The sequence below is a fragment of the Bradyrhizobium genosp. A genome (genome assembly GCF_049949275.1).
Classification (GTDB): domain Bacteria; phylum Pseudomonadota; class Alphaproteobacteria; order Rhizobiales; family Xanthobacteraceae; genus Bradyrhizobium.
In genome coordinates, this window is record NZ_CP188196.1 from 4535265 (window position 1) to 4554712 (window position 19448).

22 protein-coding genes are annotated in these 19448 nt (G+C 64.2%); 12 read left to right on the top strand and 10 right to left on the bottom strand.

What is annotated here, in order from left to right:
- Positions 1 to 8: 8 nt before the first annotated feature.
- Entirely contained in the window at positions 9 to 1616 is a 1608-nt protein-coding gene (locus ACP2YP_RS21055) for an acyl-CoA synthetase (RefSeq protein ID WP_426418281.1), read from the bottom strand.
- Positions 1617 to 1794: 178 nt separating this feature from the next.
- Here ACP2YP_RS21055 and ACP2YP_RS21060 point away from each other — a divergent pair, with 178 nt between their 5' ends.
- From ACP2YP_RS21060 to ACP2YP_RS21070, 3 genes are all read left to right on the top strand, one after another.
- Complete coding sequence (locus tag ACP2YP_RS21060) at positions 1795 to 2160, top strand: hypothetical protein (RefSeq protein WP_426418282.1); 366 nt, start codon at positions 1795 to 1797, stop codon at positions 2158 to 2160.
- A 91-nt stretch (positions 2161 to 2251) separates the two neighbouring features.
- Positions 2252 to 2767, top strand: a complete 516-nt coding sequence (locus ACP2YP_RS21065) for a DUF3828 domain-containing protein (protein WP_426418283.1) — start codon at positions 2252 to 2254, stop codon at positions 2765 to 2767.
- A gap of 11 nt (positions 2768 to 2778) precedes the next feature.
- Positions 2779 to 3054 carry a GNAT family N-acetyltransferase gene (locus ACP2YP_RS21070; protein WP_426418284.1) on the top strand — a complete coding sequence of 92 codons (276 nt, stop codon included), beginning with the start codon at positions 2779 to 2781 and terminating at the stop codon, positions 3052 to 3054.
- Positions 3055 to 3106: 52 nt separating this feature from the next.
- On the opposite strand, the gene ACP2YP_RS21075 is transcribed toward ACP2YP_RS21070, so the two are convergent.
- On the bottom strand, positions 3107 to 3505 hold the full coding sequence (locus ACP2YP_RS21075; RefSeq protein ID WP_426418285.1) for an SPW repeat domain-containing protein: 399 nt from the start codon (positions 3503 to 3505) through the stop codon (positions 3107 to 3109).
- Positions 3506 to 3797: 292 nt separating this feature from the next.
- Between ACP2YP_RS21075 and ACP2YP_RS21080 the strand changes: the two genes are divergently transcribed.
- On the top strand, positions 3798 to 4073 hold the full coding sequence (locus tag ACP2YP_RS21080) for a GNAT family N-acetyltransferase (protein WP_426418286.1): 276 nt from the start codon (positions 3798 to 3800) through the stop codon (positions 4071 to 4073).
- 53 nt (positions 4074 to 4126) lie between these two features.
- Here ACP2YP_RS21080 and ACP2YP_RS21085 read toward each other — a convergent pair whose 3' ends face one another.
- Complete coding sequence (locus ACP2YP_RS21085; RefSeq protein ID WP_426418287.1) at positions 4127 to 4540, bottom strand: DUF3597 domain-containing protein; 414 nt, start codon at positions 4538 to 4540, stop codon at positions 4127 to 4129.
- A 333-nt stretch (positions 4541 to 4873) separates the two neighbouring features.
- Here ACP2YP_RS21085 and ACP2YP_RS21090 point away from each other — a divergent pair, with 333 nt between their 5' ends.
- Together ACP2YP_RS21090 and ACP2YP_RS21095 are read left to right on the top strand one after the other, a co-directional pair.
- On the top strand, positions 4874 to 5776 hold the full coding sequence (locus ACP2YP_RS21090; protein ID WP_426418288.1) for a DUF2189 domain-containing protein: 903 nt from the start codon (positions 4874 to 4876) through the stop codon (positions 5774 to 5776).
- A 144-nt stretch (positions 5777 to 5920) separates the two neighbouring features.
- A complete protein-coding gene (locus tag ACP2YP_RS21095) occupies positions 5921 to 6745 on the top strand; it encodes a lytic murein transglycosylase (protein ID WP_426418289.1) in 825 nt (274 codons plus the stop codon).
- An 89-nt stretch (positions 6746 to 6834) separates the two neighbouring features.
- On the opposite strand, the gene ACP2YP_RS21100 is transcribed toward ACP2YP_RS21095, so the two are convergent.
- Positions 6835 to 7158, bottom strand: coding sequence for a hypothetical protein (locus tag ACP2YP_RS21100; protein WP_426418290.1), 324 nt, complete (start codon positions 7156 to 7158; stop codon positions 6835 to 6837).
- A gap of 604 nt (positions 7159 to 7762) precedes the next feature.
- Between ACP2YP_RS21100 and ACP2YP_RS21105 the strand changes: the two genes are divergently transcribed.
- From ACP2YP_RS21105 to ACP2YP_RS21125, 5 genes are all read left to right on the top strand, one after another.
- Positions 7763 to 7915, top strand: a complete 153-nt coding sequence (locus ACP2YP_RS21105) for a DUF1127 domain-containing protein (protein WP_007590701.1) — start codon at positions 7763 to 7765, stop codon at positions 7913 to 7915.
- 126 nt (positions 7916 to 8041) lie between these two features.
- Entirely contained in the window at positions 8042 to 9469 is a 1428-nt protein-coding gene (trmFO, locus tag ACP2YP_RS21110; protein WP_426418291.1) for a methylenetetrahydrofolate--tRNA-(uracil(54)-C(5))-methyltransferase (FADH(2)-oxidizing) TrmFO, read from the top strand.
- A gap of 7 nt (positions 9470 to 9476) precedes the next feature.
- On the top strand, positions 9477 to 10571 hold the full coding sequence (locus ACP2YP_RS21115) for a serine/threonine protein kinase (RefSeq protein ID WP_426418292.1): 1095 nt from the start codon (positions 9477 to 9479) through the stop codon (positions 10569 to 10571).
- A gap of 91 nt (positions 10572 to 10662) precedes the next feature.
- Complete coding sequence (locus ACP2YP_RS21120; RefSeq protein ID WP_426418293.1) at positions 10663 to 11214, top strand: CAP domain-containing protein; 552 nt, start codon at positions 10663 to 10665, stop codon at positions 11212 to 11214.
- Positions 11215 to 11311: 97 nt separating this feature from the next.
- Positions 11312 to 12490: an aminotransferase class V-fold PLP-dependent enzyme gene (locus tag ACP2YP_RS21125; RefSeq protein WP_426418294.1), complete on the top strand. Its 1179-nt coding sequence runs from the start codon at positions 11312 to 11314 to the stop codon at positions 12488 to 12490.
- An 18-nt stretch (positions 12491 to 12508) separates the two neighbouring features.
- On the opposite strand, the gene ACP2YP_RS21130 is transcribed toward ACP2YP_RS21125, so the two are convergent.
- Genes ACP2YP_RS21130 through yajC form a run of 6 tightly spaced genes read right to left on the bottom strand, consistent with a single transcriptional unit; the run spans position 12509 to position 18159 of the window.
- Positions 12509 to 13753 carry a threonine ammonia-lyase gene (locus ACP2YP_RS21130; RefSeq protein ID WP_426418295.1) on the bottom strand — a complete coding sequence of 415 codons (1245 nt, stop codon included), beginning with the start codon at positions 13751 to 13753 and terminating at the stop codon, positions 12509 to 12511.
- A 45-nt stretch (positions 13754 to 13798) separates the two neighbouring features.
- Positions 13799 to 14662 carry a phytoene/squalene synthase family protein gene (locus ACP2YP_RS21135; protein ID WP_426418296.1) on the bottom strand — a complete coding sequence of 288 codons (864 nt, stop codon included), beginning with the start codon at positions 14660 to 14662 and terminating at the stop codon, positions 13799 to 13801.
- Entirely contained in the window at positions 14659 to 15042 is a 384-nt protein-coding gene (locus tag ACP2YP_RS21140) for an Mth938-like domain-containing protein (protein WP_426418297.1), read from the bottom strand. Before ACP2YP_RS21140 ends, ACP2YP_RS21135 begins: the two co-directional genes overlap by 4 nt.
- Positions 15043 to 15102: 60 nt before the next feature.
- On the bottom strand, positions 15103 to 16122 hold the full coding sequence (secF, locus tag ACP2YP_RS21145) for a protein translocase subunit SecF (protein ID WP_426418298.1): 1020 nt from the start codon (positions 16120 to 16122) through the stop codon (positions 15103 to 15105).
- Positions 16123 to 16132: 10 nt separating this feature from the next.
- Positions 16133 to 17731 carry a protein translocase subunit SecD gene (gene secD / locus ACP2YP_RS21150; RefSeq protein ID WP_426418299.1) on the bottom strand — a complete coding sequence of 533 codons (1599 nt, stop codon included), beginning with the start codon at positions 17729 to 17731 and terminating at the stop codon, positions 16133 to 16135.
- A 59-nt stretch (positions 17732 to 17790) separates the two neighbouring features.
- Positions 17791 to 18159 carry a preprotein translocase subunit YajC gene (gene yajC / locus ACP2YP_RS21155; RefSeq protein WP_148753779.1) on the bottom strand — a complete coding sequence of 123 codons (369 nt, stop codon included), beginning with the start codon at positions 18157 to 18159 and terminating at the stop codon, positions 17791 to 17793.
- 180 nt (positions 18160 to 18339) lie between these two features.
- Here yajC and ACP2YP_RS21160 point away from each other — a divergent pair, with 180 nt between their 5' ends.
- The gene (locus ACP2YP_RS21160) at positions 18340 to 19344 is read left to right on the top strand and encodes an ATP-binding protein (protein WP_426418300.1); all 1005 of its coding nucleotides are present in this window, start codon (positions 18340 to 18342) and stop codon (positions 19342 to 19344) included.
- The last annotated feature ends 104 nt before the right edge of the window (positions 19345 to 19448 follow it).

Here is a 19448-nt window from a genome sequence, read left to right on the forward strand (position 1 = left end):
CCCCGCGCTCAGCCTGTCTTGGTCTTGTCGAGATCGAGCAGCCCGCGCGCCTCGAGCTCGTCGCGCACCATGCGTTTCGGCACCTTGCCATAGCCGGATTTCGGCAAGGACTCCCAGAAGTAGAACCGCTTCGGCATCTTGTAGCGCGGCACCTTCGGCGACAGGAACGCCGCCATCTCCGCTTCGCTCACCGGCTTCTCGCCATCGCGCGCAACGCAGACCGCGACGCCGACCTCGCCCCAGGTCGCATCGGGCACGCCGAGCACCGCGACTTCACCGACCGAAGGATGCGTCAATATCTTCTCCTCGATCTCGCGCGGATAGATGTTGGAGCCGCCGGAGATGTACATGTCCGACGCGCGGCCGGTGATGTAGACGAATCCCTCCTCGTCCATGTGGCCGAGGTCGCCGGTGCGGAACCAGCCGTTGCGGAACGCCTTCGCATTGGCCTCGGGATTGTCGTAATAGCCGGCGAGCACCGCAGGCCCGATCACGCAGATCTCGCCGCTCTGGTTCGCCTTGAGCTCGCGGCCCTCGTCGTCTTGGATCGAGACCTGCATGCCGGTCCGCTCGAACCCACAGGTGCCGATCTTGGCATGCGGGCCGTCCTCGGGGTCGTGCAGCGCCGCCGGCAGCACGGTGATGTTGCCGGTGACCTCGCCGAGACCGAAATATTGCACGATGACCTTGCCGAGTTTCTTGAGCGCAGCCTTCTGGTCCTCGCGATACATCGGCGCGCCGGCATAGATGACGTGACGCAGCGAGGAGTGATCGTATTTGTCGGCGGCGGGGTGCTCGACCATCATTTTCAGAATCGTCGGCACGGTGAAGAGATTGCCGACCCGATGCGCCTCGATCAGGCGGAACGCCTCATCGATGTCGAATTTCTCGGTCGGCAGCAGCACGGTGCAGACGCCGCGCGCGGTCTGCACCAGCTGATGCACGCCGGCGCCATGCGACAGCGGCGCCACCACCAGCGATGCATCGGCTTCCGTCACCCCCGGCGTCAAATCGGCAAGATGGTTGGTGACGACAAAACCCATCTGGCCGTGGGTCAGCACCGCAGCCTTGGAGCGGCCGGTGGTGCCGGAGGTGAAGAAGAACCAGCAGGGATCGTCGTGCTCGACCGGGACGTTGGCGACCACTGCTCCGGCTTGCGATGCGATGGCATCTGCTACCGACGTCTCGCCAAAGGATGCCTTGCCGTCGATGCTCCAGATGAATTCCAGCGCGCCGCCGTTCACGGCCGCAGCGTGCTCGGGAAAATCGACATGGCACAAAAATGCCTTCGCGCCGGAAGCCTGTGCGAGATAGGCCACCTCATCCGGCATCAGGCGGAAATTGGTGGGCACCCAGACCGCGCCGAGCCGGAACGCGGCGTACATCGAGAGGAACATCTCGTCGCCATTCTTGGAATGGACGAGGATGCGGTCGCCCTTGGCGATGCCGCGCGCATCAAGCGCCGCGGCCAGCGCCGAGACCTGCGCATCGATCTCACGCCAGGTCCAGGATTTGTCGCCCCAGACAAAACCGGGACGCGATCCATGCCGCCGCGCATTCTGGGTCAGCATATAAGCGAGATTCATCACGCGACGGGACATGCGGAGCGGCTGCATCGGGCTTCCTCTTCGACGGCAGACGGCACGCAAGCCGCCCGCTCATTGCAGCCAATTTATCGCCATCAAGAGCGGCGTCGCAAGGCCACGATCAGGGGGGCATCCATGCGCGCGTTCAAGGAATCTTAAACATGATCGAGGCAACCTTAGCCAGTATCTGCGTACAGAGTGCTGCATCATGGTCAAAGCGCCCGTCGTTCTCCTGCTCACGCTGGCGCTCGCCGGATGTGCTGTGGCCCCGCAAGCCCATCTGGCATCCGATCCCACCTTCAGGCCCGCGCGCTATGCTTGGGATGGCGCAGGCGAGGATCCGAACCGGCCTCATTCCGCTGCCGAACCATCGCGCGCCTTGCGTGCTGCCGCGTCCGAGCGCGCCAAAGCGCAAGCCGGGCTGCAGCCCTATTCGAAGGAATGGTGGCAGGCCCAGGACGGCATCGAGGCCGAGCAGGATGCCAGGGTCAATCGCTCGCTCGTCATCTGCCAGGGCTGCCTCCCCGCAAAACCTCAGCCCGAAGATTCGCGCCTCGCCAAGGCGGCCGATTGAACCGAACCGTGCGTGCTTCGGTCTACTGAGATACCGCACTGACACGGCCATTTCGGCCTATGGTCGCGTGCCATCATCTCAGGGACGATCCATGCTCACCCGCCGCAGCCTCATTGCCACCTCCATCTTCGCCGCCACCACGCCCGCCTTCGCTCAAGCGCCCGCTCCCAACGATCCCGCCACCATTCTGGCTGCGATCTACACCCGCGCTGCCAAGGGCAAGGGCGATGGCGGCGCCGCCTTCGTCACCGAGAACAAGGCGGCGAAAGCAAAATATCTCTCCAAGGCGCTGGTTGTGCTATGGGCCAAGGCGGATGCGCATACGCCGAAGGGCGATGTCGGGCCGATCGATTTCGATCCCGTCACCAACTCGCAGGAACCCGACGTGAAGTCGTTCAAGGTTGACGCGGAGAAGACGGAGGCCGACAAGGCGACGCTCGCGGTGACTATCACCGGCCACCGCAACGACCGCAAACCCGCCGACCAGATCGTGCATTACGACTTCGTGCGCGAAGCCAACAGCTGGAAGATCGACGACATCAAGGGCTCCTCCGAGGGCGAGGCCTGGTCGATCCGCAAGATGCTGACGGACGCACTGAAGAGCTGACCGGAGACTTCATGAGCGACGTGATCAACAACAAGGCGCACCACCGTTACGAACTCGAGGTGGAGGGCCACCTCGCGACCGAGCATTACAAGCTCGACGGCAATGTCATCACCTTCGTGCATACCGACGTGCCGAGGGAGCTCGGCGGCAAAGGCGTCGGCTCAAAGCTGGTGCAAGGCGCGCTCGACCAGGTCCGCGCGGCCGGCCTGAAAGTGATCCCGGAATGCCCGTTCGTGAAGGCGTGGATCGAGAAGCATCCGGAGTATGCCGACCTGGTGGAGAAATAGAGAGTGCAGGCCCACCGGTCATTCGTCCGGTGGGCCTGCCGATATCTACGGCCTATCGCCCATGCTTGAGCATGTCCTCGTCACTTGCCCCCCAGTCCTGCCAGAGCTGAAGCACTGCGAGCAGCACAACCACGGCGCCGAGGCTCGTGTGATAGACACGGAGAAAGCCAGCGCCGGAGTAGCCGAGGACGTAGGGCGAGACGACGAGCCACAGCCCGACCAGGAGCGTGATCACCTCTTGCCAGCGTTGCAGTGCCACATATTCGAGCTGGCTGAGGCAAAATACAACAAGGCCGATCGCGACCGTATTCAGGATGAGCGTCTGATGTCCGGCCGTCACCGCCTCCTCATAGATGGGAAACCAGGGCGACACGACGATCAGCGCGCCGAGCACCATGCCGCACCAGTCTTCCCATGTTCGGTGAGTATTCAAGAAACCAAAGTCCGACATCGTAACCTCCTATAAGCAAGAGGCATACGTCTGCGGCTGGCATTCACGACTTCCGAATCTCCGGCGACCTGCCGGCCGCATTCGGGCGTATGTCTGATCAAGGACGTGGGAACCGGAGCGGAAGCTGCAAGGGTACCGGGGAGGAATCTTTCGCGCTACAGCGCCATGAGACTGAGCTGGACACGCATGTTGCAGATATCTCACCTGCGGCAACCTCCCTTGGTCGCGCCTTGGCAAGGCAGGGTTCGGGTGTCTAGATCAGGGAATAAGCATCGCTTCGGAAGGATCAGGCATGGCGGCATCGGTACGCGACAACAAGGACAGGAGCCGCTTCGAGCTCGACGTTGGCAGCGAGCTGGCCTTCGCCGATTACCGGCTGACGCCGTCGGCCATCATCATCACCCACACCGAGACGCCGCGCGCGCTGCGCGGCCGCGGCATTGCCTCCGAGCTGATCAAGGGCGCGCTCGATCTGATCCGCCGCAACGGCAGGAAGGTGATCGCGGGCTGCGGTTTTGTCGCCGATTATCTCGACAAGCATCCAGAGGATGCAGATCTCGTTGCCTGAACGCAAAAGGGCCCGCGAGATCGCAGGCCCCCGCGTCGACCGATGCTCGCCGGTCAGTGCTTGATTTCAGGGGGCAGCTTGCCGCCATTGGCGGCGAGCTTGGACATCACCTGCTTGTGCAGCCAGACGTTCATGCTGGCGGAGTCGTTCATGTCGCCGGTGTAGCCGAGCTCCTTAGCGAGATCCTTGCGCGCAGCAAGGCTCGAATCGACGTCGAGCGCCTTCATGAGGTCGACGATCGACGTGCGCCATTCCAGCTTCTCGCCCTTGTGCGCGGCGACGGCCGCATCGACGATCGCAGCGACATCCACCGTTGCCGCAGGCGCGGCAGCCGGCGCAGACGCTGGCGCCGATCCGCCCGGCGCGGTCCCTGCGGGCGCGCTGCCCGCGGGTGCGCCGCCGGTGGGCGCAGCGGACGCCGGATGGCTACCGAAGATTGCGCCCATGATTTTCCCGAAAATACTCATGTCTGCTCCCCGAAAAGGATCCCGTTGGAAGGCCCTGAGTGGGCACTTATAGACGAAGTTACGTCGTTGCGCCCGCGAAGTTCCGCGAACCGCAGCCAGCATGAGCTTATCTACGGCGAAATGACGACCGGATGACGTCATCGAGGTTGCACTGCGGCAACGAATCTCACCCAGGCGTGAGCGACAGGACTCGGAAATCGGCGTACGCTTCTGGTTCAGCTCGCGATGCCATCCGGAATTCGCGTCTGGTTGGACTCGCAAAACTCAGAAAGGCGGCCGCTTGCGCCGTTGTCGGCGCCGAATTCGGCTGCATGGCAAGGGAGCAAGTCGACCATGGCCACACTCTATCCGGGCAATGTTCCTACAACGGGCCAGACCGCGGATGCGGCTGGACCGGTGATCCGAACCATCCAACTTTCCGACCTGCACGACGCGCTCAAGCGCGGTTGGGAAGATTTCAAGGCGGTTCCGAGCCACGCCATCATCCTCTGCGTGATCTATCCGGTGCTCGGCCTCGTGATCGCGCGCGTCGCAATGGGCTATTCAGTAATGCCGCTGCTGTTTCCGCTGGCCGCGGGCTTCGCCCTGATCGGCCCGTTCGCAGCACTCGGCCTCTATGAGCTCTCGAGCCGTCGCGAACGCTATGAAGAGGCCAGCGCCTGGGATGCCATGGATGTGCTTCGCTCGCCCTCCTTCGGCGCGATGCTCGGCCTCGGCACGCTGCTGCTCGCGCTGTTCGTGACCTGGGTCGCGACCGCACAGGCGATCTATGTTGCTGCATTCGGCTATGAAGGCGTCAGCGGAATCTCGGATTTCGTGACGCGCGTGCTGACGACCTCTCAAGGCTGGTGGCTGATCGTGATCGGCTGCGGCACGGGCTTCCTGTTTGCGCTCGCCGCGCTCTGCATCAGCGCCGTATCATTCCCGCTGATGCTCGACCGCCATGCCGGCGCTCTGGACGCGATGGTCACCTCGCTGCGCGTCGTCGCCAAAAACCCGGTGCCGATGGCGGCCTGGGGCCTGATCGTGGCGGTGCTGCTGGCGCTCGGAACAATCCCCGCGTTCCTCGGGCTCGCCGTCGTCATTCCCCTGCTCGGCCACGCCACATGGCATCTCTACCGCAAGGTCATCGTCTCCGAGCCCGGCGCACGGCCGGTGCCGCCTCCGCCGCAGCGTCCGCGCAAGCCGGCGGCCGATTTCCCCGCCAATCTCTTCCCGTGGCGGAATAGGGAATAGGAGAACTGCCTGACAATCTCGTTACAGCCGATCCCGTCCGGGTCGCGGGCGGGGTCGGCTGCTGTCATACGCCTTGCTTTGGCCGCTGTTACAATCGAGATTGCCGCCGCCGGTCATGCCACTTCACGGAATCAATTTACTCGAATGACCCTGACGATTTCTCGTCTCGCTCTCGCAGCCCTCGCCCTCTCCGCGTCAATCCTGTCCGCCGAACCAACGCTCGCTGCGGTCGCCTGCGGTTCAGGCAATTTCGATGCCTGGCTCGCCGACTTCAAAACCGAGGCCGCGGCCAAGGGCATCTCACAACAGGCGATCGCCGCCGGGCTTGCCGGCGTCACGCTCGACCAAAGCGTGCTGAACCGTGACAAATCGCAAAAGGTCTTCACCCAGACCTTCGAAGAGTTTTCCGGTCGCATGGTGCCACCGCGGATGACACGCGGCTCCAACATGATGAAGCAGTACGGCTCGGTGCTGTCGCGCATCGAGCAGACGTATGGCGTACCGGGCGAGATCCTGGTCGCGATCTGGGGTCTCGAGACCGATTTCGGCGTCAACACCGGCAAGTTCGCGACGATCCGCTCACTGGCGACGCTGGCCTATGATTGCCGGCGCGCCGAGCAGTTTCGCGGCGAGTTGATGGATGCGCTGCGCATCGTCCAGCGCGGCGATCTCGCGCCCGCCGACATGAAGGGCGCCTGGGCCGGCGAACTCGGCCAGACCCAGTTCATGCCGTCGTCCTGGATGAAATACGCCGTCGATTTCGACGGCAACGGCAAGCGCGACCTCTTGCACAACGCACCCGACGTGCTGGCCTCAACGGCGAACTATCTCGCGGGCTATGGCTGGCAGAAGGGTAAGGATTGGCAGCCAGGCAGCCCGAACTTCGCGGTGCTCCAGCAGTGGAACAAGAGCGAGGTCTATTCCAAGACGGTGGCCTATTTTGCCACCCAGCTCGCCCACGCCCCTTAAGGCACGCCCAGACACAAAACGCGTAGGGCCGATCGCCTCGCGACCGGCCCTCTCTTGGATTGCGTTTACCTGCCCGTTTACTTGCCCGTTTACTTGCCCATGGTGGCTTGCATCGCCTTGTTCAGGTGCATGCCACACGCACCCATTTTGCCGTTGAGCATCGCGTCCTGCGCAGCCGTGACCTCCTTCTCAGCAACGAACTTGCCGTCGCCGTCAGCCATGTTCTCGACCGCGGTCTCCGTCTTTTCCAGATTGGCCCCGCTGCAGCCGCCCAAGCTGTGCTTGGCGGCCTGGGCCGGCGCGACGGCGAATGCGACGGCGGCAATTGCGATAACCCCGAGTAACTTCGTCATGTTACTTTCCTTCTCTTGTTCTTGGGACAGAGCCAGCGACATTGCCGGAATCTGCAACATGACTTTGCTGCTCACGCGGCAACTTGCCGCAATAAATTCCCCGCGAGAATTGCGTGATGTTGCGCGCCGCGCAGAGCCGCATGCGAAGTTTCTGATTTTCATTACAACTTTGTAATCAGGGTCTGCACGCTCGGCGTGTGCAGCGCATCATTGGAACAGCATCACTGCGAACTGCCTGAAGCTTGCCTGAGCGATTCCAGGGCCTCTCCCTCGTTCCAGAGAAGATGTGTTGCTCGATAAACATATGAATTAATGTTCATATTTACAAATATCGATTCATGCGAATCACGCATGCCGGACTTGGGCGCACAAGCTGGCCAGGCGCCTTGCATGTCACGAGAACGTAACTTATTTTCACAACAATCGGAACCGCCAGTTGATCGGTAAAACCCGTGATTTCACGGGCACTTATCGTATCATCTAAGGAGTTTCGCCTAGCCCTTGGGCGGGACTGCCAACAGGTTAATCATCCCTTACCGAAGCTATGCGTTCTTCACTTAGCTGCATCGCAACATCGGAACTTTCGCACTGCACTACTCTCACCTATATTCATTTCAACGATGACGCCCGGGCAAGGGCTGAATCGAACTACAGGAGACTACCAATGCTGCTCTCGCTCATCCGCATGATCCAGGCTTTCCGGGACTATCAGCGCAATGTTGCCGAGCTGTCCCAGCTCAGCGATCGCGAACTGGCCGACATCGGCCTCGATCGCTCGGACATCCCGCGCGTTGCCGCCGGTCAGTATCAGGGCTGATATCGTTCAGCCCTTAACCGGACCAACCGATAGCGCCCGCCTCGTGCGGGCGTTGTCGCATCCGGTGGCAGAAAACTCGATCTCGGCGATTCCACTGGCCGCCGAAAAGCGCTACCTGTCCGCCCCATGACAGGACCCCTATCCAATATCGTGCACGTCATCGGCGCTGGCCTTGCCGGTTCCGAAGCCGCCTGGCAGGTGGCGAAATCAGGCGTGCCCGTGGTGCTGCACGAGATGCGGCCGGACCGCATGACCGAGGCGCACCGCACCGACGGGCTCGCCGAGCTCGTCTGCTCCAATTCATTCCGCTCGGACGACGCTGCCAACAACGCAGTCGGCCTGCTCCATGCCGAGATGCGCCGCCTCGGTTCGCTGATCATGCGCGCGGCCGATGCCAACCAGGTCCCCGCGGGCGGCGCGCTCGCCGTCGACCGCGACGGCTTCTCGGCCGCCGTCACCAAGGCGCTGAACGACCATCCCCTGATCGAGATCGCCCGCGGCGAGATCAAAGGCCTGCCGCCGGCCGAGTGGAGCAACGTGATCGTCGCGACCGGCCCCCTCACCTCCGCGCCGCTGGCGGATGCCATCCGCGAGCTGACCGACGAGAACGCGCTCGCCTTCTTCGATGCGATCGCGCCAATCGTGCACCGCGAATCCATCGACATGTCGGTGGCCTGGTTCCAGTCGCGCTACGACAAGGTCGGTCCCGGGGGCAACGGCGCCGACTACGTCAATTGCCCGATGACCAAGGAGCAGTATGAGGGCTTCGTCGCCGCGCTGGTCTCAGGCGAAAAGACCGAGTTCAAGGAATGGGAGACCACCACGCCCTATTTCGACGGTTGTCTGCCGATCGAGGTGATGGCGGAGCGCGGCCCCGAAACGCTGCGTCACGGTCCGATGAAGCCGGTCGGCCTCACCAACCCGCACGATCCCACTACGAAAGCCTATGCGGTCGTGCAGCTGCGCCAGGACAACAAGCTCGGCACGCTCTACAATATCGTCGGCTTCCAGACGAAACTGAAATATGGCGAACAGCAGCGCATCTTCCGCACCATTCCCGGGCTGGAGAAAGCTGAATTCGCCCGCCTCGGCGGCCTGCATCGCAACACCTTCCTCAATTCGCCAAAGCTGCTCGACAGCCAGTTGCGCCTGCGCGCTCAGCCGCGGCTGCGCTTCGCCGGCCAGATGACGGGCTGCGAAGGCTACGTGGAATCCGCCAGCGTCGGCCTGATCGCCGGCCTCTATGCGGCGGCCGATGCGCGCGGCGAGACGCTGGCGAACCCGCCCGGCACGACAGCGCTCGGATCGCTGCTCGGCCATATCACCGGCGGCCACATCGAGACCATCGAGCCGGGCACCCGATCGTTCCAGCCGATGAACATCAATTTCGGCCTGTTCCCGCCGCTTGCGACCATACCGACGAAGAAGCCCGACGGCACGCGGCTGCGGGGCAACGAGAAGTCGGTGGCCAAGAAGCAGGCGATGAGCGCATTGGCGCTCGCCGATCTCGATCGCTGGATCGCCGATCATTTGCGCATTGCCGCAGCCGCGTGAGTTTTCGATGAGTCTCCCGAAAGACGACGCCGCGGTGCTCTCGGCGCGCTGGACCGAGGGCGTGCTGCTCAAGCGCGATGTGTTCTCGACTGTCGAGCGCGGCCGCTTCCGCGCTGACAGTGGCGAGGTCGACGCGGTGCTGCGACGGCTCGATGAAGTGCCGTGGTGGTCGTTCCTGCTGGCGCGTCATCTGTTCGCGCGCGAGAAGCACGCGCTGGCGCTCGCCAAAGGCCTCAATGTCGGCCCTGAATTGCTCTGGGCCGGCCGCCGCGCTCTTGTGCGCGGCTTCGTCGACGGCGTCGCGCTGCATCTGGCAAAACCCCATGGCGATCTCGCCTATTTCCGCTCGGCCAAGGAGGCGCTGCGAAGGCTGCGCCGCGCCGGCATCTGCCACAACGATCTCGCCAAGGAACAGAACTGGCTGGTCGGCCGCGATGGGCGCGCCTATGTGACCGACTTCCAGCTCGCGGCCTGCTTCAACCGGCGCGGCCGCCTCTATCGCATCCTCGCCTACGAAGACCTCCGGCATCTGCTCAAGCACAAGCGTTCCTACGCGCCCGAGGCGCTGACGCCGCGCGAGCGAAAGATTCTCGCGAAGAAGTCGTTCGCCGCGAGCCTGTGGCTCGCCACCGGAAAGAAGGTCTACCGCGCGATCACCCGCGGCATCTTCAACTTCACCGACCGCGAGGGCGGCGGCCGCCGTCTCGTCAATGACGCGCCGGTGCTGGCCGAGTTGATCCGCCAAAACCCCGCCGTCCGTGATACCGCCATCGTCGCCTTTGCCGACCGCCGCTCGGGCGTTGGGCTCTATGCGTTCGTGGAGGCGGATCAGGCCGCGCTTGAAGGCCAGCTCCGCAACGAGCTCACTGCCGCCAAGGGGCCAAAGCCGCCGGAACACATCCAGGTCGTCCACGCGCTGCCACGCGACACCAGCGGCAAGCCGCGCACCGAGATCCTGCAACTGGTCGCCATGAACCAGCTCGACCTGATCGAGCCGATGATGAAGAACGACCAGGACCGCGCCTTCCTCAAGGACATCCTGGAGCAGCGCAAGAACCTGCGCGACCGCTTCAATTTCGAAGCGGACCTGCCGACGAGCTAGCGCAGACACTGCCTTGAAGCGTCCACATTGGCGATAGAGAAGCAGCTGACAATTCGGGCATGACGGGGTCATGGGCACTCGGGGGACGTTGATGTATCGTGTGGTTGGCGGCCTGATCGCTGGCCTGCTGCTGGCGGCTGCGCCCGCGATGGCCGAGTCCCCGGCCGAGCAGATCTCCGGCTTCCGGCTGAAACATGGTGAGGGCCGCGTCGTACGCGATACAATCCTCGACCGCATCGCGATGGACCAGGCCCGGGCAATGGCGGTCAAGGATGATCTCAGCCACGAAACGCTCGGTCCGTTCAACAGGCGCATCGCACCGGCCGGCGCAGGCCGTGCCGCTGAAAATATCGCCTACGGTTACGACAACTTCGAGAAAACGCTGGGACAGTGGATCGATTCCTCCGGGCACCGCAAGAACCTGCTGCTGCACAACGCCTCCCGCGTCGGGATCGCGAGCGCGAAGAACGCCAGCGGCAAGCGCACCTATTGGGCGATGGTGATTGCCGGCGACTACGAGCCGAAGAAGGGTAAGGGCAGGAAAGACACGGAGCCGCTTGTCGCCGTGAAACGCGACACCACACCGACCAGCAAGCCCAAAGCGAGCAACTGCCACATCAAGCTGCTCAGCCTCTGCATTTGAGCCGAGGCCTGGCTTCGTTCCTCAAGACCCGCCATCTTGCTCGCGTTCTTGAGCACGTCTAATTCATGCGCAGGATTTGCGAGACGCGGAGGCGCGGGTGATCGACATCGAGCGAATACGGGCCGATACGCCAGCTGTGTCCCGGCTTGCCTACCTGCACAATGCCGGCGCCGCCCTCATGCCCCTCACCGTCGTCGCGGCGATGAAGCAGCATATCGATCTGGAGAGCGAGATCGGAGGCTATGCCGCCGCCGATCGCGAGTCGGACCGGCTTGATGCGGTCTACGGCTCGGTGGCGCGACTGCTGAATGCCGCGCCGGACGAGATCGCGCTCTTGGAGAACGCGACCGTTGCCTGGCAGATGGCGTTCTACGCGCTGCCGTTTCGCTCCGGCGACCGGATCCTGACCGCCGAGGCGGAATATGCCGCCAACTATGTCGCATTCCTGCAGGTCGCCAGGCGCACCGGCGCCGTCATCGACGTGGTGCCGAGCGACGCCACCGGCGAGCTCGACATCGAGGCGCTCGAACGCATGATCGATGACCGGGTGAAGCTGATCGCCATCACCTGGGTCCCGACCAATGGCGGGCTCGTCAATCCCGCCGCAGCCATCGGCAGAATCGCGCGCGCACGCGGCATTCCCTATCTGCTCGACGCCTGCCAGGCGGTCGGCCAGATGCAGGTCGACGTCGAAGCGATCGGTTGCGACATGCTCTCGGCCACGGGGCGCAAATTCCTGCGCGGCCCGCGCGGTACCGGCTTTCTTTACGTCCGCAGGCCACTGCTGCAACGGCTCGAGCCGCCGATGATCGACCACTTTGCGGCGCCCTGGGTCTCGCGGGACCACTATCAGCTCCGCGACGATGCCCGCCGGTTCGAGACCTGGGAGAACAATTACGCCGCCCGGCTCGGCCTCGGTGCGGCCGTCGACTACGCCCTTGCAATCGGCCTCGGCCCGATCGAGCAGCGCTGTTGCCTGCTGGCGGACCGTCTCCGCAACGGTATCGGCGCTATCAGCGGCATCACCATCCGCGACCTCGGCCGTGCGCCGGGCGCGATCGTCAGCTTCACGATGCAGGGGCATGAGGCGGACGCGATCGTCCGCAGCGCCGCCGCGGCCGGCATCACGATCGGCGCTTCAGATCCCGCGAGCACCCGCATCGATGCCGAAGTCCGCGCGCTGCCGCCGCTGGTGCGCGCCTCGCCGCATTACTACAACACGGAAGCCGAGATCGATCGGCTGATCGGCCATCTCGCGGGTTTGGCGCCGCGATAGCTGGATGCGGCGCGCCGCTCAGGTGCAGCGCGCGCTCAGTCCCGACGCACCGAGCCTGGCCATGACCTCGTCGAGATGTGCGCTGTCGCGGGTCTCGATGACGAGTTGCAGCAGCGTCGCCTTGGCCGGCAGGTCCGAGAAGGTCCGCTGATGCGAGACCTCGATGATGTTGGCGCCGGCTTCCGCCAGCAGCGCGGCGACCGCGGCCAACTGGCCCGGCCTGTCAGGAATATCGAGCGAGAGCTGCGTCAACCGTCCCTCACGCGCGAGTTCGCGCGTCAGCACCGAGGCGATCAGCCTGGTGTCGATGTTGCCGCCGCTCAGGACCAGACCAACCTTCGCGCCGGCGAAGCGCGCGGGATCGGACATGATCGCCGCAAGGCCCGCGGCGCCGGCGCCCTCGACGACCGTCTTCTCGATCGAGATCAGGGTTGCGACTGCACGCTCGAGCTCGGCTTCGTTGACGAGCGCGATGTCGTCGACCATGCGGCGGACGATTTCAGTGGTGATCTTGCCGGGCGATTTCACCGCGATGCCTTCGGCCAGCGTGTCGCCGCGCGCGGGCAGAGTGCCCCCGTGGATGGCATTGTACATCGAAGGATAGAGCCAGGCCTCGACGCCCAGGATCCGCAGCGACGGTTTTAGCGATTTTGCCGCAATCGCGATGCCGCTGATCAGGCCACCGCCGCCGATCGGAACGACCAGCATATCGAGCTGCGGCACCGCCTTGAGCATCTCCAGCCCGACCGTGCCCTGCCCCGCAATGACCAGCGGATCGTCGTAGGGGTGGACGAAGATCATGCCGCGGGCCTCGCCACGACTTCGCGCAAACGCAGCCGCCTCCTCCAGTGTCGCGCCGGTGACAACCACCTCGGCGCCATGATGCCTGGTGTTCTCGACCTTCACCATCGGCGTGCCCACCGGCATGACGATCGTGGCGGGAATGCCGAGCCGCTTGGCATGATAGGCCACGCCCTGCGCGTGGTTGCCCGCCGACATGGCGACGACGCCGCGCGCACGCTCTTCCGGCGTCAGCGCCGTGAGCCGGTTCAGCGCGCCACGCTCCTTGAACGAAGAGGTGAACTGGAGGTTCTCGAATTTGAGCCAGAGCTCGCAGCCGCAGATGTTGCTCAGCGTCCGGCTGAAGCTGCAGGGCGTCTCGACGACGGCACCACGGATGGTCTCGGCAGCAGCTTGAATATCGCCAAGTGCGACTGGAAGGCCGCTCTGGTCGGGGATTGCGGTTTGGGACAATTCAGCCATGGGACAGCATAGAGCATTTGACCGCCTCGGGCGATAAGCCAACCGCTATTTGGTAAATTCGCGGGATCGTGAAGCCCGCCACAGCGTCCACAGCGTGCGCAACCGCGACACCGACATCGGCGCGAAGGGATTGCGCCCCGGCCGAGACAGGCGATCGAGATCGGCCCCCGCCTGGCTCAGCGGCAGGAATGCTGCCCGCGCCGACAGCGGGACCTGCGCCAGCAGCGACGAGGCCGTCGCCAGATGCTGCCGGGCTTCGCCGACGAGCTGGTCCAGCACGGCATTCAGATGGGGCGTCTGCTTGCCGGCGAACACGTCCTCGATGTCGCAGCCATGGCTGGTCAGGAATTGCTGCGGCAGGAACAATTGCCGGTGGGCTGAGTCCCGTGGCAGGTTCGCGATCACCTGCGCGATGCCCTGCGCCAGGCCGGCGTGCCGCGCGAGGTGCTCGCTCGCATCTGAAGCTTCGCCCATGATGCGTGCCGCGAGCGCGAACAAGGCCGAAGAGGTCGCCGCCAGATAGCCCTCAAGCGCCGTCATGGTCGGCATCGGATCGTTGTAGAGATCGAACTGATGCTCGTCGACGAGCAGCGACAGCGGCTCGACCGGCAGGTCAAAATCGCGGACCGCGCGCAACAGCTCGGCCGCCACCGGATTGCCCTCGGCGCTGCCGTGAACAAGGCCCGAGAACAGATCGGTCCACCATTGAAAGCGGATTTCGCCGGGCAAGGGCTGGCTCACCTGGTCGCGGACCCGGACGATCTCGACATTGAAGGCGTAGAGCGCCAGCAGCGCCCGACGTTCGGCGGCGGGCGCGAACAGGGTCGCGGCATAGCGCGGAAAGTCGTGGCTGCGCACAAGGTCGGCGCAGAATGTCACGGTGTCAGGCGGCGTCGCAGCGCTGCTCATGGCACGGCAATCAGCGCAGCCGCGACGCGGCGCCGTTCGCCGATCATGATGTTATAGGTGCGCACGGCCGGCCCGGTCTGCATGGTGTCCAGCACCACCCTCACCGCCTTCAGCGCCTGGCGCAGCTCCGGCGGCGGCAGCCAGACGCCGGTTCCGGTCCCGACCAGAAGCGTGTCGATGCTGTTGGCGGCCGCAAAAACCCGATCCAGCGCATAGCGGTCGATCCTGGTGGGATCGGTCACGTCCCAGGCCCAGATCGCGTCAGGCAGGCACAGCAGCGAGCCCCGGTGCGACATGCCGGCGAAGGCAAAGCCGCCCTTGCCATAGGCCTCGATCGGCGCCGAGCGCGGGAAATGAGGAGCGTTGGGATCGCCGGCCATGAGCTTCGTCCGAATGAGCTGACTGCCCTCGCAAACTCATGCGAGGGCCTGCGGTTCGGATCATGCCTTGTTTTTCTTCGCCGGCGGAGCCTCTTCTCTCGCATCTTCACGATGCTCGCCGACGCCGAGATAGATCAGGATCGGCGCTGCGATGAAGATCGAGGTGTAGGTGCCGACCAGCACCACGCCGAACATCATGACGGCCGTGAAGCTGTGGATGGCATGGCCGCCGAACAGCAGCAGCGCCAGCAGCGCCAAGGTCACGGTGAAATGGGTGATGATCGAACGCGACAGCGTCGAGTTGATGGACTCGTTGAGCAGCTGCGGCATCGGCATCTTCTTGTAGCGCCGCAGCATTTCACGGATGCGGTCATAGATGACGACGGTGTCGTTGAGCGAATAGCCCAAAATGGTCAGAAGCGCCGCGATGCTGGTCAGGTCGAAATCGACCTGGCTGATCGACATGAAGCCGATGGTCAACACGATGTCGTGCACGTTGGCGATCATGGCGCCGAGCGCGAACTGCCATTCGAACCGGAACCAGAGATAGATCAGGATCGCGCCGATCGCGAGCATCAGGCCGAGCATGCCGAAGGCCAGCAATTCGCCGGAGACGCGCGGACCGACCACCTCGACGCGGCGATATTCGAAAGAATCACCGAGCGCTGTGCGGACCTTCTGCACGGCTTGCTGCTGCGCGGCGTCGCCGCCCGGCTGCTCCGCGACACGGATCAGGACGTCCGCCGGACCGCCGATTTGCTGGATCTGGACTTCGCCCAGGCGCAGGCCGTCCAGTGTCGTGCGCATCGCCGCGATGTCGGCGGTGCCGGACTTGGCCCGCACCTCCAGCAGCGTGCCGCCGCGGAAGTCGATGCCGAAATTCAGGCCGTGGGTGAAGAACAGCGTGATGGCGACAATCGACAGCGCTGCCGAGATCGGGAAGCTGATGCGACGGAAGCGGGTGAAGTCGAAATGCGTATCATCAGGGACGATGCGCAGCGACGGCAACCAGCCGAACACCGAGACCACGGTGAGGACAGCAATGAGGATGCCGAGCCCGATGAGAACAATGTGAGTCACGGTCAGGCTCCTAGATCGGCACGCTCTGCGGCCGCTTCCACCGCACCCACCCGGCCACGATCAGCCGGGTCAGCGTGAAGGCGGTGAATACCGTGGTGATGATGCCGATGCCGAGCGTCACGGCGAAGCCGCGCACCGGGCCGGTGCCGATATAGAACAGCACCGCGGCAGCAATGAAGGTGGTGATGTTGGAATCAAGGATGGTCGCAAGCGCCCGCTTGAAGCCGGCGTCGATCGCCGAGATCGCGTTGCGGCCGCCGCGCAGCTCCTCGCGGATACGCTCGTAGATCAGCACGTTGCTGTCGACCGCGATGCCGACGGTGAGCACGATGCCGGCGATGCCGGGCAGCGTCAGCGTGGCATTGAGCAGCGACAGCAGGCCGAAGATCATGGCGACGTTGATCGCCACCGCGATGTTGGCGAACACGCCGAACAGCCGGTAGGTCAGCAGCATGAACACGATGACCATGATCGAGCCGACATAGGCCGCAAGCTCGCCCTTCTCGATCGAATCCTGGCCAAGGCCCGGACCGACGGTGCGCTCTTCGACCACCGTGAGCGGCGCCGGCAGCGCGCCGGCGCGCAGCAGCACGGCCAGATCGTTGGCGGACTGAACGGTGAAGTTGCCCGAGATCTGCCCCTGCCCGCCCGTGATCGGCTCACGGATCACCGGTGCCGAGATCACCTCGTTGTCGAGCACGATCGCGAACGGCAGACCCACGTTCTCCTGCGTGGCCTGCGCGAATTTGCGGGCGCCAGTGGAGTTGAAGCGGAACGAGACGATCGGCTCGTTGGTGCGCTGGTCAAACCCGGTCTGCGCATCGGTGAGCTCGCCGCCCGACACCAGCACCTGCTTCTTGACGACGTATGGCACCTTCGGCGAGCTCTGGCTCATCAGCAGCTCGGAATCCGGCGGCAGCCCGCCCCGCTGCGCCTGGTCCGGCGGCACCGAGGTGTCGACCATCCGAAATTCCATCTTCGCGGTCTTGCCGAGCAGCTCTTTCAGATGCGTCGGGTCCTGAAGGCCCGGGACCTGCACCAGGATGCGGTCGGTACCCTGACGCTGGATCACCGGCTCGACGGTGCCGAGTTCGTTGACGCGGCGCTCGACGATCTGGATCGACTGCTCGATGGTCTTGCGCATGCGCTCGACCATAGCCGGCTGCGACAGCGCCAGGCGGATCAACCCGCCGCCGGCATCGGATATGTCGAGGTCGCGCTGGGTGCCCGACCCGAGCAGGCCGCCGATCGGTTGTGAGAGGTCACGCAGCTTGGCCAGCGCAGCCTGGAGATCGGTATCCTTGACCCGGACCTCGACGGTGTCGCCGCGGGTCACGAGGCCGGTATAGCCGATCTTGGCCTCGCGGAGCGAGCGACGGACGTCATCGCGGACCTGGTCCAACTTTTCCTTCTTGACGTAGTTGGCATCGACCTCGAGCAGCAGATAGGAGCCGCCCTGAAGGTCGAGGCCGAGCACGAGCCGCCGCTGCGCCCAGGCGGGCCAGGTCTTGACCTGCGCTTCGGGGAAGAAGTTCGGGACCGCGCAGAGGCACACGATCAGCGCCGTCAGGATAATCCCGAGCGCCTTCCACCGCGTGAAATACAACATCGACTGGACCTGTTAGATCAGGAGATTTGCAGGAAACTTATAAAGACTCGCGGAAGCGCTCACTTCGCCGCGGCGTCGTCCTTGGCGCTTTCCTTCGCGCTGTCCTTGGCCGGCTCGCCCTTGGCGCGCACGCCCGAAATCATCGACCTCATCTGGCGCACCCGCACGCCGTCGGAAATCTCGAACTCGATCTGGTCGTCATCGACCACCTTGGTGACCTTGCCGACCAGGCCGCCCGAGGTCACGACGGTGTCGCCGCGGCGGATGTTCTTCACGAGTTCGGCGTGATCCTTCACCTTCTTCTGCTGCGGGCGCAGAATCAGGAAGTACATGATCACGAAGATCAGGGCGAACGGCAGCAGCGACATCAACATGCTGTTGGTGTCGCCGGCGCCCGCGGCCTGGGCATACGCAGGGGTAATGAACATTCGGACGATCCTCGTGGAAACGGGGGAAAACCGGTCAGGCCCTGAAGGCGACCGGTTCGGTCAAATTCGCGCGGACTATAGCGGCCACCGCCCCAATTGCAACGCTGCCAGACCGTTGATTTGGCCACCTTGCGGCGCGCCGTCAGGCCCGATAAGGCTGCATTCTCAGGAACTTCGGACATGCCCAAAAACCTTAGCAAAAGCCCGGCCGGCAAAGGCCCCCGTACCCCTGCCACGAAGCTCGCCGAGGTCGCGGCAAAACGCCCCAAGACGGTCTCAAAGCCGGTCTCAAAGGCGGCTCCCAACGCCTCTCAGGACCTTTCCCAGGAGCGCATCGTCCACGCGCTGGAGACCATTGCGGCGCACCTCGCCGCCCAGGGCAAGCCGGCTGCCGCGCGTGAGTCGTTCAAGCAGTCGGACGCCTATGTCTGGCACCCCGACGGCCGCCTTGCTGGGGTGCCGCGGGTCAGCCGCGTCGAACTGTTCCTGCTCAAGGGCGTCGATCGGATGCGCGACATCCTGATGGAGAACACCGAGCGGTTCGCCAACGGCCTGCCCGCCAACAACGCCCTGCTCTGGGGCGCGCGCGGCATGGGCAAGTCCTCGCTGGTGAAAGCCGCCCACGCCAGCATCAACGCGGACCGCAAACCCGCCGACAAACTGAAGCTGATCGAGATCCACCGCGAGGACATCGAGAGCCTGCCGGCGCTGATGGAGCAACTGCGCGCCTCGCCCTTCCGCTTCATCGTGTTCTGCGACGACCTCTCCTTCGACGGCAATGATGCGTCCTACAAGTCGCTCAAGGCCGTGCTCGAAGGCGGCATCGAGGGTCGGCCCGAGAACGTCATCCTCTACGCCACCTCCAACCGCCGCCATCTGCTCGCGCGCGAGATGATCGAGAACGAGCGCTCGACCGCGATCAATCCCGGCGAAGCGGTCGAGGAAAAGGTCTCGCTGTCCGACCGCTTCGGCCTGTGGCTCGGCTTCCACCGCTGCAGCCAGGACGAATATCTCGCCATGGTGCGCGGCTATTGCAGCCATTTCGGCATCAAGGTCGACGATGAGGCGCTGGAGCGTGAGGCGCTGGAATGGTCGACCACGCGTGGCTCGCGCTCGGGCCGCGTCGCCTGGCAGTTCGTGCAGGAGCTGGCAGGACGGCTCGGCGTGAAGCTGACGGCGACGTAGCTCGAGCTGTCGCCACACTCAAAACTGTCATCGCCCGCGAAAGCGGGCGATCCAGTATTCCAGAGACGATTGTGATCGATCGAGAGGCCGCGGCGTACTGGGTC

Excerpts from the sequence above, each read along its gene's own strand:
- ACP2YP_RS21065 (WP_426418283.1), top strand. The coding sequence starts at position 2,252 with ATGCTCACCCGCCGCAGCCTCATTGCCACCTCCATCTTCGCCGCCACC.
- ACP2YP_RS21060 (WP_426418282.1), top strand. The coding sequence starts at position 1,795 with ATGGTCAAAGCGCCCGTCGTTCTCCTGCTCACGCTGGCGCTCGCCGGA.
- ACP2YP_RS21085 (WP_426418287.1), bottom strand. The coding sequence starts at position 4,540 with ATGAGTATTTTCGGGAAAATCATGGGCGCAATCTTCGGTAGCCATCCG.
- yajC (WP_148753779.1), bottom strand. The coding sequence starts at position 18,159 with ATGTTCATTACCCCTGCGTATGCCCAGGCCGCGGGCGCCGGCGACACC.
- ACP2YP_RS21055 (WP_426418281.1), bottom strand. The coding sequence starts at position 1,616 with ATGCAGCCGCTCCGCATGTCCCGTCGCGTGATGAATCTCGCTTATATG.
- ACP2YP_RS21105 (WP_007590701.1), top strand. The coding sequence starts at position 7,763 with ATGCTGCTCTCGCTCATCCGCATGATCCAGGCTTTCCGGGACTATCAG.
- ACP2YP_RS21140 (WP_426418297.1), bottom strand. The coding sequence starts at position 15,042 with ATGGCCGGCGATCCCAACGCTCCTCATTTCCCGCGCTCGGCGCCGATC.
- ACP2YP_RS21160 (WP_426418300.1), top strand. The coding sequence starts at position 18,340 with ATGCCCAAAAACCTTAGCAAAAGCCCGGCCGGCAAAGGCCCCCGTACC.
- ACP2YP_RS21090 (WP_426418288.1), top strand. The coding sequence starts at position 4,874 with ATGGCCACACTCTATCCGGGCAATGTTCCTACAACGGGCCAGACCGCG.
- ACP2YP_RS21075 (WP_426418285.1), bottom strand. The coding sequence starts at position 3,505 with ATGTCGGACTTTGGTTTCTTGAATACTCACCGAACATGGGAAGACTGG.
- ACP2YP_RS21130 (WP_426418295.1), bottom strand. The coding sequence starts at position 13,753 with ATGGCTGAATTGTCCCAAACCGCAATCCCCGACCAGAGCGGCCTTCCA.
- ACP2YP_RS21100 (WP_426418290.1), bottom strand. The coding sequence starts at position 7,158 with ATGTTGCAGATTCCGGCAATGTCGCTGGCTCTGTCCCAAGAACAAGAG.
- ACP2YP_RS21120 (WP_426418293.1), top strand. The coding sequence starts at position 10,663 with ATGTATCGTGTGGTTGGCGGCCTGATCGCTGGCCTGCTGCTGGCGGCT.
- ACP2YP_RS21115 (WP_426418292.1), top strand. The coding sequence starts at position 9,477 with ATGAGTCTCCCGAAAGACGACGCCGCGGTGCTCTCGGCGCGCTGGACC.
- ACP2YP_RS21070 (WP_426418284.1), top strand. The coding sequence starts at position 2,779 with ATGAGCGACGTGATCAACAACAAGGCGCACCACCGTTACGAACTCGAG.
- ACP2YP_RS21095 (WP_426418289.1), top strand. The coding sequence starts at position 5,921 with ATGACCCTGACGATTTCTCGTCTCGCTCTCGCAGCCCTCGCCCTCTCC.
- ACP2YP_RS21135 (WP_426418296.1), bottom strand. The coding sequence starts at position 14,662 with ATGAGCAGCGCTGCGACGCCGCCTGACACCGTGACATTCTGCGCCGAC.
- secD (WP_426418299.1), bottom strand. The coding sequence starts at position 17,731 with ATGTTGTATTTCACGCGGTGGAAGGCGCTCGGGATTATCCTGACGGCG.
- ACP2YP_RS21080 (WP_426418286.1), top strand. The coding sequence starts at position 3,798 with ATGGCGGCATCGGTACGCGACAACAAGGACAGGAGCCGCTTCGAGCTC.
- trmFO (WP_426418291.1), top strand. The coding sequence starts at position 8,042 with ATGACAGGACCCCTATCCAATATCGTGCACGTCATCGGCGCTGGCCTT.